Source organism: Flavihumibacter solisilvae, from assembly GCF_000814475.1.
Classification (GTDB): domain Bacteria; phylum Bacteroidota; class Bacteroidia; order Chitinophagales; family Chitinophagaceae; genus Flavihumibacter; species Flavihumibacter solisilvae.
Map to the genome: position 1 here is coordinate 142,898 of NZ_JSVC01000007.1, position 14,713 is coordinate 157,610.

General features: G+C 47.6%; 13 protein-coding genes. 12 read left to right on the forward strand and 1 reads right to left on the reverse strand.

Annotated elements, in window-relative coordinates; genetic code table 11:
* Nucleotides 1-74: 74 nt before the first annotated feature.
* The 12 genes from dinB (at nucleotide 75) to OI18_RS07075 (ending at nucleotide 14,137) form a co-directional block, all read left to right on the forward strand.
* Complete coding sequence (gene dinB, locus OI18_RS07020; RefSeq protein WP_039138415.1) at nucleotides 75-1,232, forward strand: DNA polymerase IV; 1,158 nt, start codon at nucleotides 75-77, stop codon at nucleotides 1,230-1,232.
* Between the two features lie 65 nt (nucleotides 1,233-1,297).
* The gene (locus tag OI18_RS07025) at nucleotides 1,298-1,939 is read left to right on the forward strand and encodes a peroxiredoxin (RefSeq protein WP_039138416.1); all 642 of its coding nucleotides are present in this window, start codon (nucleotides 1,298-1,300) and stop codon (nucleotides 1,937-1,939) included.
* 535 nt (nucleotides 1,940-2,474) lie between these two features.
* Nucleotides 2,475-2,969, forward strand: coding sequence for a hypothetical protein (locus tag OI18_RS07030; protein WP_152616757.1), 495 nt, complete (start codon nucleotides 2,475-2,477; stop codon nucleotides 2,967-2,969).
* A gap of 159 nt (nucleotides 2,970-3,128) precedes the next feature.
* Nucleotides 3,129-4,406 (forward strand): metal-dependent hydrolase family protein, encoded by a 1,278-nt coding sequence (locus tag OI18_RS07035; RefSeq protein WP_039138419.1) that lies wholly within the window; start codon nucleotides 3,129-3,131, stop codon nucleotides 4,404-4,406.
* Nucleotides 4,403-4,927: an O-acetyl-ADP-ribose deacetylase gene (locus OI18_RS07040; RefSeq protein ID WP_039138421.1), complete on the forward strand. Its 525-nt coding sequence runs from the start codon at nucleotides 4,403-4,405 to the stop codon at nucleotides 4,925-4,927. The genes OI18_RS07035 and OI18_RS07040 overlap by 4 nt, the downstream gene beginning before the upstream one ends.
* Nucleotides 4,928-4,975: 48 nt before the next feature.
* Nucleotides 4,976-5,929, forward strand: a complete 954-nt coding sequence (locus OI18_RS07045; protein ID WP_039138425.1) for a DnaJ C-terminal domain-containing protein — start codon at nucleotides 4,976-4,978, stop codon at nucleotides 5,927-5,929.
* A gap of 20 nt (nucleotides 5,930-5,949) precedes the next feature.
* On the forward strand, nucleotides 5,950-6,315 hold the full coding sequence (locus OI18_RS07050) for a hypothetical protein (protein ID WP_039138426.1): 366 nt from the start codon (nucleotides 5,950-5,952) through the stop codon (nucleotides 6,313-6,315).
* A 16-nt stretch (nucleotides 6,316-6,331) separates the two neighbouring features.
* Nucleotides 6,332-7,192: an AraC family transcriptional regulator gene (locus OI18_RS07055; protein ID WP_039138507.1), complete on the forward strand. Its 861-nt coding sequence runs from the start codon at nucleotides 6,332-6,334 to the stop codon at nucleotides 7,190-7,192.
* A gap of 56 nt (nucleotides 7,193-7,248) precedes the next feature.
* On the forward strand, nucleotides 7,249-7,656 hold the full coding sequence (locus tag OI18_RS07060; protein ID WP_039138428.1) for a DinB family protein: 408 nt from the start codon (nucleotides 7,249-7,251) through the stop codon (nucleotides 7,654-7,656).
* 57 nt (nucleotides 7,657-7,713) lie between these two features.
* Nucleotides 7,714-11,034, forward strand: a complete 3,321-nt coding sequence (locus OI18_RS07065) for a S41 family peptidase (protein ID WP_039138430.1) — start codon at nucleotides 7,714-7,716, stop codon at nucleotides 11,032-11,034.
* Nucleotides 11,034-11,744, forward strand: coding sequence for a protein-L-isoaspartate(D-aspartate) O-methyltransferase (locus OI18_RS07070; RefSeq protein WP_039138431.1), 711 nt, complete (start codon nucleotides 11,034-11,036; stop codon nucleotides 11,742-11,744). Before OI18_RS07065 ends, OI18_RS07070 begins: the two co-directional genes overlap by 1 nt.
* The gene (locus OI18_RS07075; RefSeq protein ID WP_039138433.1) at nucleotides 11,741-14,137 is read left to right on the forward strand and encodes a spermidine synthase family protein; all 2,397 of its coding nucleotides are present in this window, start codon (nucleotides 11,741-11,743) and stop codon (nucleotides 14,135-14,137) included. Before OI18_RS07070 ends, OI18_RS07075 begins: the two co-directional genes overlap by 4 nt.
* On the opposite strand, the gene OI18_RS07080 is transcribed toward OI18_RS07075, so the two are convergent.
* Complete coding sequence (locus tag OI18_RS07080) at nucleotides 14,082-14,603, reverse strand: hypothetical protein (RefSeq protein ID WP_039138435.1); 522 nt, start codon at nucleotides 14,601-14,603, stop codon at nucleotides 14,082-14,084. The genes OI18_RS07075 and OI18_RS07080 overlap by 56 nt on opposite strands.
* Between the last annotated feature and the right edge of the window lie 110 nt (nucleotides 14,604-14,713).

A 14,713-nucleotide genomic window follows, 5' to 3' on the forward strand; every position in this document is an offset into this window, starting at 1 on the left:
ATATGCGCTGCGATTTGGCGAGAAGTCAATAGGTGACTTATAGACCCCTCGCGGCTAAATCACTAAATTTGTCCATGTCCCCGAACAGGTTGATAGCACATTTTGACCTTGATGCATTCTTCGTCAGCGTTGAGTGTCTCAGCAACCCATCATTAAAAGGCCTGCCACTCGTTGTGGGAGGAGCTACCGACCGGTCAGTGGTGGCGGCCTGTAGCTATGAGGCGAGGAAATATGGCATCCAGTCGGCGATGCCCATGCGAACTGCACTGCGGTTATGTCCGCACGTTACCATCGTGCCCGGCACCCGTGGTGAGTACAGCAAATATTCAAGAATCGTTACCGAAATAATTGCTGCAGAAGCGCCTCTCTTTGAGAAGGCATCCATTGACGAATTCTATATTGATCTCTCAGGCATGGAAAGATTCTTCAAACCGCTGGAATGGACCCTTGCTCTCCGGCAGAAGATTATCGACCAGACACAGCTTCCCATCTCATTCGGACTCGCCGCCAATAAAATGATTGCCAAGATCGCCACTGACGCTGCCAAGCCCAATGGATGGCTTTATATTGAAGCCGGTAAGGAAACTGACTTCCTGGACCCCATGAAAGTTAATAAAATTCCCGGGGTAGGGGACCACACCTACCGGGACCTGATGCAGATAGGGATTGAAACGATCAGGGAACTCCGGCTCAGCAATCCGGACCTGCTTACGCGGCACCTGGGTAAATACGGTACCGATCTCTGGAATAAAGCTCATGGTATTCACGCCGGGCAGGTAACCCCTTACCAGGAAGCTAAGTCCGTCTCTACAGAAAACACTTTCGACCAGGACATCAACGACTCATCTTACCTGCTCACCGAACTGGTGCGGATGACGGAAAGAGTAGCATACGAACTGAGGCAGGATAACAAAATGGCAGGCTGTGTTGCCGTAAAGATCCGTTACCCGGATTTCGAGACAACTTCCCGGCAAACAACCATTCCCTACACTTTCTATGACGACGAGCTTATTCCCCAGGCCAAACTTCTTTTCCAGCAATTATACCGGAAGGGGAAACCTGTTCGCCTGCTTGGGGTTCGGCTGAGTGAACTTACCGACGAAGCAAGGCAGACCAATCTATTCCAGGACGTTAACCGCAAAGCCGATCTCTATAAGGCAATCGACTCAGTAAAGAATAAATTCGGAAAGGGTTCCATTTCCAAAGCAGGCGGACAACAAGGGAAAAAATAAATTCCTACCGGGTTTGTAGGATTTATGTATTTTAGCATTCCACCTATAAAAATAAATTCCAACATATGAGTTTACGTCTAGGCGATACGGCGCCCGACTTTAAAGCCGTAACAACAGAAGGTGAAATCAGTTTTCACGAATTTCTCGGGAACAGCTGGGGAGTACTTTTTTCGCACCCTGCAGATTATACACCAGTATGCACAACGGAACTGGGAAAAACCGCTTTGCTGAAACAGGAATTTGAAAAGAGGAATGTAAAAGTGCTTGCAGTAAGTGTTGACCCGCTCGATAAACATTTTGGCTGGCGTAATGATATTAATGAGACCCAGAATTGTAATGTCGATTTCCCCATCATCGCAGACGAAAAGAGGGAAGTTGCCACTCTCTATGACATGATCCACCCGAATGCATCTGAAACTTTCACAGTGCGTTCACTCTACATAATCGGACCCGATAAAAAGATCAAACTTATGATCACATATCCGGCTTCAACCGGAAGGAATTTCTTTGAGGTATTGCGCGTAATCGATTCATTGCAGCTGACAGCAAACTACAGTGTTGCGACACCTGCCGACTGGAAAGCCGGTGAAGATGTGATCGTTGTTCCTGCAGTAAGCACAGAAGACGCAGTGAAGAAGTTCCCTAAAGGTGTGAAGATCGTGAAGCCATATTTGCGTTACACTCCCCAGCCGAACGTCGAAAATTAAAACTGGTTAATCAGAAAATTAAGAGGACGCTCTATCAGGAGCGTCCTTTTTTTATGTTCCATTATGTTGTTATTAGGTATATGTCTTATGTATATGGCACTGTAAAAAGCAGGAGAAGTCTTTACACACCGTCGATACCTGGTAAATCCGACCATTTTTCCATCATTTGAAAACGAAGCTGTAAAGTTTAGATTTCCATTTAATTAACCCAAAGTGATTCTATTTTACCCCTATGTGTAGGTGAAAACTCTTATCGGATAAATGAGAATACCCTTACGGTGCCGGCTCAACGCTGCATGAGCCTGCATTCTGTGGGCATACAACAATTCTTCCCCACACGTGGCAATTTTTAGCTACCGGGCAGCGTTTTAAAGATGTAATAAAAGTTACAAGCGAAGTACCCGCGCGAGTAATTTTAGTTTTTAACCCGTGGCCTATGCGAAAATTTTCCCCGGATAGTACTTCTATCCCAACAAAATTTTCGGCACCATTTTGGTTGTGTCTACGCGACGCATAGCCATCTATAATCCGACATATGAAAACCAATCCAACACTTGGCTTGCTGTTGTTGTCATTCACAACCGTATTTGCCATGTCCTGTAACAAGAACGATGGTTACAGTGAAGAAAAACCAAAGGAAGAGATTGAAGTACCAGTACCGGCTGCAGTCTCGACCAAAATTTCGCTCTTTCAAAATCTGACAAGTTCCGAAACTGAAACAGGTGTTTTCAGTATCACCAAACACAGTAACGGAAATGCATCTGTCAAGGTAGTAATGCATGAAGCATTCCGCAAGGCAGGTGAACAGTACAAGACTTCGCTGGTAGCGTATAATGTAGACAGTGAGACTGATCACGTTTATGCAGAGCTTGGCGAAGTAAATGGTGCAAATGGAATCGGTGGTAAAACGCTTGTGACCATGAAGGACCAGACTGTACCGCTTACCTATGACATGCTGAACGATTTTAAAGGGTTTAAAATCAGAATAACCAAAGGCGCTAAGACGATATCAGAAGGTATGATCCAGTAAAAGACATTATCTATTTAAAACCATTCGCTTAAAAACCATTTTCGCTTAAAAACCAACAACAACGTAAAATCCAATTCTCACGTAAAATCCTAGTTATTTAAAAGTCCAATTATCCGGCAAAAGGTTAGTAAATTCCGACTTTACTAACCTTTTGCTTTTATGGGAAAATACATCCTTGGCCTGCTCCTGCTGTCTTCAGCAATTACCCTTAATGCACAAAAGACAATCATTCACTGCGGCCGCCTGATCGATGTTAAGGCGGGCAAAGTGCTTACATCCATGACTATCGTCGTGGAAGGGAAGAAAATCTCGGATATCCAGCCTGGTTATACACCACCCTCATCAGCTGACAAACTGATTGATCTCAAATCGATGACAGTGATGCCCGGACTGATGGACATGCACGTTCACCTGGAAAGTGAGACCCGCCGTGGTGCGGCTGCCGACAGGTTTGTTCTCAATCCGCCCGACATTGCCTTCAGCTCCCTCAAATATGCCCGTATCACCCTAATGACCGGTTTTACGACAGTCCGTGATCTTGGCGGATCAGGTGTGAACATCGCACTACGCAACGCCATTGCCCGTGGAGATGTGGTCGGCCCCAGGGTATACACAGCCGGTAAATCAATTGCCACTACTGGTGGACATGCAGATCCTACTAACGGTTACCGCCGCGATCTGATGGGGGACCCGGGCCCAAGGGAAGGTGTAGTAAATGGAAAGGAAGATGCGTACCATGCGGTACGTCAACGTTATAAGGATGGATCAGACCTCATTAAGATTACAGCTACCGGTGGCGTGCTCAGCCAGGCAAAGGATGGTGCCAATCCGCAATTCACGGAAGATGAGGTCCGGGCAATCGTAACCGCTGCAAAAGATTATGGTTTTATTGTTGCCGCGCACGCCCACGGCACGGAAGGCATCAAACGGGCTATTCGCGGCGGGGTTACTTCTATTGAACATGGTACCATGATGGATGACGAAGCCATCTCCCTGATGAAACAATACGGTACCTGGTATGTGCCTACTATCACTGCCGGAAAATCAACCGGTGACAGCGCAAAGATCCCGGGTTATTACACGGAAATCGTGACTCCCAAAGCATTGAGCATCGGTCCGCGTATCCAGGCAACATTTGCCAAAGCCTATAAAGCAGGAGTAAAGATTGCTTTTGGTACCGATGCGGGCGTTTTTGCCCATGGTAAAAACTGGATGGAATTCGTATACATGAAAGAAGCAGGTATGCCCGTTCTGGAAGCGATCAGGGCTGCAACCTTGTCTGCGGCGGAACTGCTGGGAGTAACCGACCAACTTGGCTCCATCGAAAAAGGGAAGCTGGCCGATATCATTGCAGTTGACGGAAACCCGGTGGATGATGTAAATGTCATGGGCAAAGTGAACTTTGTGATGAAGGAAGGTGTAGTGTATAAACAATGACCCGTATTTCACTCCATAAGGGTGATATCACAAAACTCCGGGTGGATGCCATCGTGAATGCCGCCAATTCCTCACTTATGGGCGGCGGTGGAGTTGACGGCGCCATCCACAGGGCTGGTGGTCCCGCAATTCTCGAAGAGTGTCGCAAAATAGTTGCCCGCCAGGGTGGTTGTAAAACCGGTGAAGTGGTCATCACAACCGCTGGTAATCTGCCTGCAAAATTTGTGATCCACGCGGTTGGGCCGGTGTGGCATGGCGGTAACGAAGGTGAGGAGAAACTTCTTGCGGACTGCTACCGCAATTCCCTTGTAATGGCCGGATCCCATGGCTGCCGGTCGGTTTCTTTTCCCAATATAAGTACTGGTGTCTACGGTTTCCCGAAAGACCGTGCGGCGGTGATCGCAGCAGGCACGGTGATTGATTTCATAAATAGCAACGATACACCAGCAGAGGTGGTCTTCGTTTGCTTTGATGAGGAAAATTACCAACTCATCGCAGCGGCATTGAAGCGGAATGATTAATCATTTAGTGTGTAACTTTATTACCTGCCCATCCGACTGGCATGTTGTATGGAGTATAAAGACTACTATAAGATATTAGGCGTAGATAAAAAGGCCTCGCAGGACGAGATCAAGAAGGCCTTTAGGAAACTTGCTGTCAAATACCATCCGGATAAGAATCCAGGCAATAAGGAAGCGGAAGACATGTTCAAGCTCATTAATGAGGCTAATGAAGTATTGGGCAACCCGGAATCACGAAAAAAATACGATACTCTTGGTGAAAACTGGAACCGTTACCAGGAAGCTCCGCGTGGACAGTACGACCAGGGCGGTGGCGGTTTCCGGTTCGAAGGAGATTTCAGTGATCTTTTCGGTGATTCCAATGGCGGCAATTATTCCGATTTCTTCAGTGCTTTCTTCGGCCAGGGAGGCGGGGATGGCGGTGGTAAAAAAAGCCGCCGGTCACGAACTTCCTCCTTTCGAGGTGGCGATTATGAAGCGGAGGTCGAGATCACTCTTGACGAAGCATTTCATGGTACAAGCCGCATCATCCAGGTGCACGATGAAAAGATCCGCATTTCACCAAAACCAGGGGCATACGAAGGACAACTGCTGCGCATCCGCGGTAAAGGTGCACCCGGCAGCTCGGAAAAGGAACGCGGCGATCTTTATGTGCGCATCCGCGTGAAGCCACATCCTTTGTATGAAAGAAGGGATAACGATCTATATTTCACCAAACAGGTAGACCTCTATACTGCCGTACTGGGCGGGGAAGCCATCATTGAGACTTTGTCAGGCGCCATAAAAGTAAAAGTTGATGCAGGGGTTCAGAACGGAAAGACTATCCGCATCAGGGGAAAGGGTATGCCATTTTACGGTAAGCAGGACCAGCACGGAGACCTCTATGTAAAACTGCAGGTATCTATTCCTGTTAGTCTTAGCAGTGAAGAACGGAAGCTGTTCGAACAGCTCCGCACGCAATACGAAGAGAAGCATGGGAAAGCCCATAAACAGGAAGTTTGAAAACAAGAAAATTCAATGCTATGTATGATCTGATAAGCAGGTATGAAACTACCTTAAACAGCAAGGCTGAGCATTTTGAAGAAGTACTGGAAAGTATCAGGTTCATGTACAACTGCCGTCATCTTTCTGAAACCGGGCTCTTCCGGAAGGAAGATATCAATGATGCTGTAGGCCGGGCAATGCTCGTGTGCCAGCTTAATGGAATCGATTCCCGGCATCATTTCAAAATAGTATATGTGTTTAACGAAGCAGATAGTTCCGTGACCACCGATTGGTGCATGACCCGCCAGGGATTGTCACTCGTGATCATGAACGCGCCTGCACCAAATCTTGCAATTGCGAAGTGGCAATGGCAGATGGCTAATATGATGGATGTTAAAATGTGAAAATAAAAATTATATAGTGGAGGCGGATATTTTCACGTTATACGAATCAGATTTTTACCGGGTGATCGACTTTAAGTGCCGCTGCATGGATTGCAATACGTCGAAGCCGGAATACAGCGCATCATTCAGCATCAGCTTTGTGCGTAAGGGAAATTTCCTGTTCAATGTATTCAGGAATTCACTCGATTCCTACAACGGTTGTATTCTGGTGACCAAGCCCGGCTTTGAACGGACCGTCACCCATGCCCATGAAGTGCCCGATGAATGCAGCATCATTGAATTCACTTCAGAATTTTATTCGCTTCTCCATGAACAATTCCCACGCAACATCTTCTTCCTTGATAATGACATTCACTCAACCCTGATCAAGGCCGGACCCGAATTGGAACTGTTGCATCATGAAGTAATGACAAACGCCCTTTCAGGTACTGCCCAGCGTCTCGACATGGATAATCTTGTTCTCGATATAGCAGATGCGGTTCTGCACAATATCATTCCATACAGGCGTGAAAAGCACATCACAGAAAACCTGAAAAAATTTCACCTGGTTACTATCGAACGGGCAAAAGAATACATGACAGATAATTTTGTGCGCGATATTTCGCTTATGGAACTCGCAACTTTCTGCCATGTGAGTCCTTTCCATTTCAGCAGGATCTTTAAATCATTTACCGGCTTGCCACCATTTAAATTCCTGGTGTCTATCCGGTTGAAGCATGCAGAGTTGTTGCTGAAGAACACCAGGCTTCCAGTTTCTGATGTCGCGTTTTTATCAGGTTTCAACAGCATTGAACATTTCACTGTATCCTTTACTTCAAAGTATTCTATCCCGCCTGCGAGGTACCGCGATCCGTCGCTCCGGCGATCCGTGAAATAGCAAGATTCCTAAAGTCTTTCGCAACTGCAGCCGCTAGTTTTACCGGAAACAGTTTTATGAAAAAGATACTATTGGAAACCCTTGCAAATTCAAGGGCCTACACACTTGCAGTTGCAGCTGCAATGCCTGCGGACAAATATGATTTCAAACCTAACGATGCGGTCTGGAACTTTGGCGAACAGCTGGATCATATTGCATATGGCATTCGCTGGTGGCAGGATAACTTTATCAGCGGCCGGAAAACGGAATGGGCTCCGCCTAAAGCAGAAGTTGACAGGGAGAAAGTGATCGGGCATCTGACAAAAGCATATGCTGATCTTGAAAAGTTGATCCGGGATGAAAATGTTAATAATGATGTTGTGAAAGGATTTTATGCCACTAACGATCACATTACACACCACCGCGGACAGGCAGTTACCTACCTGCGCTGCCAGGGCATTGCGGCACCTGAGTATGTATTTTAATCCATCTAAAAATTTTATATTTAGTAACACTATTTCCTTCCCTCCAAACAAACTCATATGCGCAAATTGTTGCCGGTAATAGCTGTTACCTTAAGTTGTTCCTGTTATGCCCAGGTAGATGCCAGCCTGTTCAGATTTCCAGACATTTCCGGTTCTCAGATCGCTTTCGTTTACGGGGGCGATATCTGGATAGCGCCGAAGGAGGGTGGAACTGCAAACAGGCTGACATCTTCCGCAGGGGAAGAATCATGGCCACGCTTTTCACCGGACGGCAAAACTATCGCCTACAGCGCAGGATATAATGGTAACATTGATGTGTACACGATGCCGGTAACCGGCGGCATTCCCCTCCGAGTTACATATAATTCCATGCCCGACCGTATGGTAGAGTGGTATCCGGATGGAAAAAACATCCTGTTTGCTTCTGGCAGGGAAGAAGGGACAAACCGGGCAAGCCAGTTTTTCAGGGTTTCGAAAACGGGTGGGCTCCCCGAGCGATTACCCCTTCCTTACGGTGAACTGGCAAGCTTTGCGCCTGACGGTAATAACATGGCCTATGTTACCCGCATCACCGAAAATTACCCGTTCAAGCGTTATCATGGCGGTTTCGCTTCTGATATCCTCGTCTATAATATCTCCCGGAATCAGGTTGAGAACATCACCAAAAATCCGGTGACTGACGGAAAGCCTGCATGGATCGGTAATAAGATCTTTTACGTTTCTGACGCGGGCACAAATCAACGGAGAAATGTATGGGTGTATGAAACCAATACCAAAAACCTGAAGCAGGTTACCAGTATTGAAAAGGATGACGTCAATTACCTTGCCGCAGGCAACGATGAGCTCATTTATGAAGCCGGCGGTAGATTATACCTTTTGAATGCCGGTGATTACAAATCGAAGGAGATTAAGATCAATGTCATGAATGACCAGTCCACCCTCATGCCCAAAACTGTGAATGTGAGCCGGAATATCCAGGCATTCGATCTTTCACCCGATGGCAAACGTGCCGTGATAGGCGCAAGGGGCGAATTGTTCAGTGTTCCTGCAGAGCAGGGATATATTCTCAACCTTACCAATTCGAGCGGTGCTTTTGACCGAAATCCATCCTGGTCGCCTAATGGTAAACAGATCGCATACTGGTCAGATGCCTCAGGCGAATACGAGATCTGGATCAGGGACGCCAGCCAATCTGCTGGCGGTAAGAAACTCACATCTTTCGGGAAAGGTTTCGGATTCCGGTTGTTCTGGTCGCCAGACAGTAAAAAGATCGCCTTTATCGATCACAAACAATCCATCCATGTAATGACGGTTGCTACCGGCGCACTTGATGAAATCGATCGCACAAAGAAACAGTCATATTCTTCGTTGAATGGATTCGAGGTCGCATGGTCGCCCGACAGTAAATGGCTGGCCTACTCCAAAAGCCTCGATAATGGCAACGAAGCCCTGTACCTGTATAACCTCGAAACAAAAAAACTCGCCCAGGCTACATCCGGTTATTACAACGATGTTAACCCGGTATTCGACCCCAGGGGGAAATATTTATATTTTCTAACGGACCGCAATTTTTCCCCTTCCTATAGCAGCCTGGATGCTTCCTGGATCTATGCCAACAGCACACAAATTGCTGTAGTGGCACTAGATCCTGCAACCAGGCAATTGCTGCAGCCAAAGAACGATGAAGTGAAGATGGAAGACAAACCGGAGAAAAAGGACAGTTCCGCCACCTCAGGTGCAGCACCGGGTTCCGCTACAGCTTCAAAACCAGGGGAGAAAAAGCCCGAGGACAAACCAAAGCCTGCATCGCCCGAATCGAAAATCGTGACAGAAGATCTCGAAACGCGGATAGAAATCCTTCCTGTCATTGCCGGAAATATTTCACGCATTGTTCCGATCGAAGGAAAGCTCATCTTTCAGCGCTTTCCTAATACCGGTGCAGTTCCCGGCAGTTCCACACTGTTCTTTTTCGATCTTGATAAAAGGGAAGAGAAGACAATCCTGGCCGGGGTCAATGATTTTACAATTTCCTCTGACGGCAAGTCAATCCTGGTAAGGGATGGCCAGGGTTTCGCGATCATTTCACCGAATCCCGAACAAAAAATTAACAAGCGGCTTCCGACCAGTGACATGGAAATGGTGCTTGTTCCGCAGGAAGAATGGAAACAGATTTTCAATGATACCTGGCGGCGTTACCGTGATCTGTTTTATGACCCGAATATGCATAAAGTAAACTGGAACCAGCAACGCGAACATTATGGCAGCATGATCGACGGTGCCCTCACCCGTTGGGATGTGAACAACATACTCGTGCAGTTGATCTCCGAACTGAGTGCCGGCCATACCTATGCTGGCGGAGGTGACATGGAGCAGTCGCCCGTGAGGGAAGACGGGTTTCTCGGGATTGATTGGGAAGTGGCAGATAAAGGGTACCGGATCAAAAAAATCATTCGCCCGGCAAAGTGGGATAATGAAGTCCGATCGCCTTTCGATAAACCGGGAATCAGTGTAAAAGAAGGTGATTTCATCCTGTCGGTTAATGGTCGTCCGCTCGATACCAACATTGACCCGTATGCGTACTTTGAAGGACTGCCAGGTAAAACCGTCACATTAAAAATCAACAGTAAAAACTCGTCCGAAGGAGCAAAAGATATCGTGATCACCACCCTGAATCCTGCACAGGAAAGACGGTTACGTCACCTCGCCTGGATCGAGCAGAACAGGAAAAAAGTGGATGAGTTATCCGGCGGCCAGCTTGGATATATGTACATGCCGAATACCGGAGTACTCGGTCAAACTGAACTGTTGCGGCAGTTTTACGCACAAATCGATAAAAAAGGATTCGTCATAGACGAACGCTTCAATGCCGGCGGGCAACTTGCCGACAGGTTCATTGAGATGCTGAACAGGCCGGTATTATACAATATTGCATGGCGAGATGCTGATGTCACGGTATGGCCTTTCCGCGCTAATGATGGTCCAAAGGTTATGCTCATCAATGGCTGGGCCGGATCTGGCGGTGACGCGTTTCCCTGGGCATTCCAGCAACTTAACCTCGGCCCGATCATCGGCGAAAGAACACTGGGCATCCTCGTTGGCCCCGCCACAGGTCACAACCTCATAGATGGTGGATTTATTACCGTTCCTGATGCGCGACTCTATGGCAACACTGGCAAGTGGTTTGCCGAAGGCTATGGCATCAAACCCGATTTCGAAGTGTGGGACGATCCTTCCGAACTGGTAAAAGGAAACGATCCGCAACTCATCAGGGGCGTTGAAGAGGCACTGCGGCTCGTTAAGGAAAAACCCAGGAAATTGTACCCGCGTCCGCCATTCGAAGACCGGACTTCTGATGGTCTTAAAAAAGCTGCCTTCTGATGCGAACTATCCTGCTGTTGATATTACTTGCATTGGATATTTTCCCCCGCGGTCTACACCGCGGGGGAGACCAGGAAGGGCAGTACACGACCCTCCGCAACGCCATGGTTGAGCAGCAGATAGTTGAAAGGGGAGTTAAGGATCCCGCCACACTCCATGCTATGCGCAAAGTACAACGCCACCTCTTTGTACCGCAGGACCAGGTCAGGAATGCATATGAAGACCGGCCGCTTCCTATCGGTTTTGGGCAAACGATCTCGCAGCCATACATCGTTGCGTTGATGACGGAAACGATCCGGCCGGCAAAAGGGCAGAAGGTGTTGGAGGTCGGCACAGGTTCAGGTTACCAGGCTGCAGTGCTTGCGGAGATCGTTAAAGAAGTATACACTATTGAGATCGTTGATACACTTGCCCAACAGGCTACACGCCGGTTGAGGGCAAATAAGTATAACAATGTAGTTGTAAAAAGCGGTGACGGTTATTATGGATGGAAGGAACATGCGCCATTTGATGCCATCGTTGTCACCGCAGCAGCAGAACATATTCCTCCTCCGCTCATCGAACAACTAAAGGATGGAGGTCGCATGATCATTCCCGTGGGCTCACCGTTTATGGTTCAGCAACTGATGCTTGTTGAAAAGATCAAAGGAAGAACCCGGACAAGCTCGTTGCTGCCTGTTCGATTCGTTCCCTTCAAGCGAAACCCATGAGCAACGCGCGGACTATAGCGGCCGTTGTGTTGATCTCCCTTTCAATAATCGATTACCAGGTTGCTATTGTTCAGCTGTTCTCCCTGTTGCAATGGTATCACTACGCCAGCCTTGTTATTTCAGTGGCACTACTTGGCTTTGGTGCAGCAGGTACGGTGCTGTCGCTTCGCCGGGAATGGCTGATGCAACGTTTCAGCCGGGTTATACCATTCTGCATGATCGCCAGTGGATGGTGTATGATGCTTGCCATCTTCCTCGGCAATGCATTGTTTGCACGCTTCGATTCTTACCTGCTGTTCGTGGAGTCGAAACAGTGGTTCGCATTATTGCTGCATTACTGTTTATTCCTGCTGCCATTTTTTTTTGGTGCCCTCGCACTTGGTATGATCTTTCTTTCCGCTATCAGTAAGATTGGAAAAATCTACTTCGCAAATCTTGCCGGATCCGCTGCCGGCGCAATTCTTGCCGTACCTGTTTCCTGGTGGCTTGCACCTGCCTCGTTACCGGCCTTCGCTGCACTGTTCGCTGTAGTCGCAGCCATTTGTGTTATGCCTGTCGCTGCAAGATGGTTACAGGTTTCCGCAATAGTTTCGTTACTGGTATGTTTTGCAGGTATTTTCTTCCCTCTCAGACTCAACTATTCAACCTATAAAAGTTTAAGTAAAACCCTGACGCTGCCAGGATCGAAAGTGGTTTTGGAAGAACGCGGCCCTTTTGGTTATGTTCATGTGGTAAAGTCTGGTGCCCTTCGGTACGCACCGGCACTGAGTCTCAGTTACCAGGGAGAGGTGCCGGTCAACAACGTCGTATTCAATAATGCAGACTGGTTCGGTCCGCTTGCATCCTGGCATCCGGGTGATTCCATGCACCTCCTCGATTATAGCACGATGGCACTGCCCTATGCCATTTCAAAAAGGGAGAAAGTCCTGGTATTGCAGGCAGAAACAGGTCTGCAGGTTGCTCATGCCCTCGCTAAAGGCGCGACAAAAATTGATGCCGTCGAATCCAATGTGCAAATAACCAGCCTGCTTAATCATGAGCTGCTGCAGCAAGCTGATTCGCTATTCCTGCGGAAACCCGTTCAGCTCATCACTAAACATCCACGCGTTTACATCGCCCAAAGCAAAGAAAGTTATGACCTGGTCCAATTGCCTGCACTAGGCGCATTCGGTGGCGCTGCAGGCATCTTTGCTATGAAAGAAGAATTCACATACACCCGTGATGCCTTTTCAAGTATGATCAACCTGCTAAGTGATGATGGAGTTATTTGTGCAACGGCATGGATGGACTATCCCTACCGCAACGGGTTGAAACTTGCAGCGACACTTTACGAAAGTGCGATTGCCTCAGGTAGTGAATCGCCACATAATCACATCATTGCAATCCGCAACTGGGGTACTATAACATTCCTGCTTAAACGAAACCCGTTTACGGTTCCTGAATATATCGCTACGCGGTTGTTCTGTGATAAAATGGGATTCGATCCTGTCCTTCTTCCCGGCATATCCGCAGATGTACGCATGTTTTATAACAGGCTTCCTGACGCCGGTTTCCTGCAGAATATCGACCGGATCTTCAGCGGACATGCAGCGCAACTATACCGCGATTACGACTTCAATATCAAACCAGCCACCGATGACCAGCCATTCTTTTCGCAATTCATGAAGTGGAGCAGTCTGCCCCGGCTCAACAAAATTTTCGGCAGTCAGTCCATTCCCTTTCTTGAGCTCGGCTGGCTCGTCGCAGTGATCAATTGTGTGCAACTGGTCATCTTCGCTTTCATATTGATCCTGCTACCACTATATGGTTTAAAAGGCGGAGCGGCGAAGTGGTGGGTATTCTTTTATTTCGGTGCCCTCGGAACAGGTTATATGCTGATCGAGATCATGTTCATTCAGCAGTTCATTCTTTTTACCGGCAATGCTGTGTACGCAAGTTCATTTGTACTTGCAGTTATGCTTTTGTCATCCGGCATCGGAAGCTATGTATCGTCAAAACTGCCCGCGACTCCGGCTACAATCCAAAAAGCGGCAGTGATTGTCATCGCATTTTTTACTGTTTACTTTTTCATTTTCAATTCTTCTGTAAACAGCTTGTCCCGCCTGCCGGAATGGGGCAGAACGGGATTGCTGTTATTGTGCCTGGCGTTACCCGGCTTTTTTATGGGTATGCCATTTCCCTTAGGATTGAGGTTCCTGGATGCAGCTTCCCCACAGCATATTCCCTGGGCCTGGGGTATTAACAGCTGCATGTCGGTAGTGAGTGCCGCCATGGCTTCCCTGGTTTCAGCAGGCGCCGGCTTTTCAGCACTCCTTATCATCGCCTCCCTCGCTTATTTCACTTGTTTAACAGTGATGTTTTTCTATCAGCGAAAGCATCGTCCGGAACAGTAACAGAAGCAGTGGATGCCTGGCTGGAATTGATACCTGCCAGCAGCATAGCCTTGTCCAGTTCGCCGGCCTTGTAATACAAAGAAAGCCTGGCTGACTTATTCGCATGTTGAACGGTCATGATATCTTTCATTTTGAAAGTCATTTCCGCCTCTTTTTGTGAGTCGCTGAAACTCCATTCTTTCAACGTGTTGTTCCTGCTGTCTTTCAGCAATACGGTCCGGCTGCTCCCGATCTTTCCACAATGACTGTAATAAATGCTGACCTTGTCTTCCGCATTATATTTATCAAGATAAATGACCTTCGCAGGTGACTTCGTGGCCACGTACTGTTCAATCAGTTTCGTTCCATTGATGGAAATGGTAAAATGGTCGCTGCCCAGCCTGTACGAAAAAGACAGTAAAGCTGCAGAGCAGGCAAGAATTGCTACCGGGCGGAAGAAGCCGGATTGTTTGATGGTGCGTAACATAAAAATAGATTTTTGGTTATGGACTGGTACAAAGGGACTCAATCCCAAACGGATGGAATAATCCGTTTGACCAAAGAATCATTTCGCTTGATGTTCTGCAGTTCTGTACT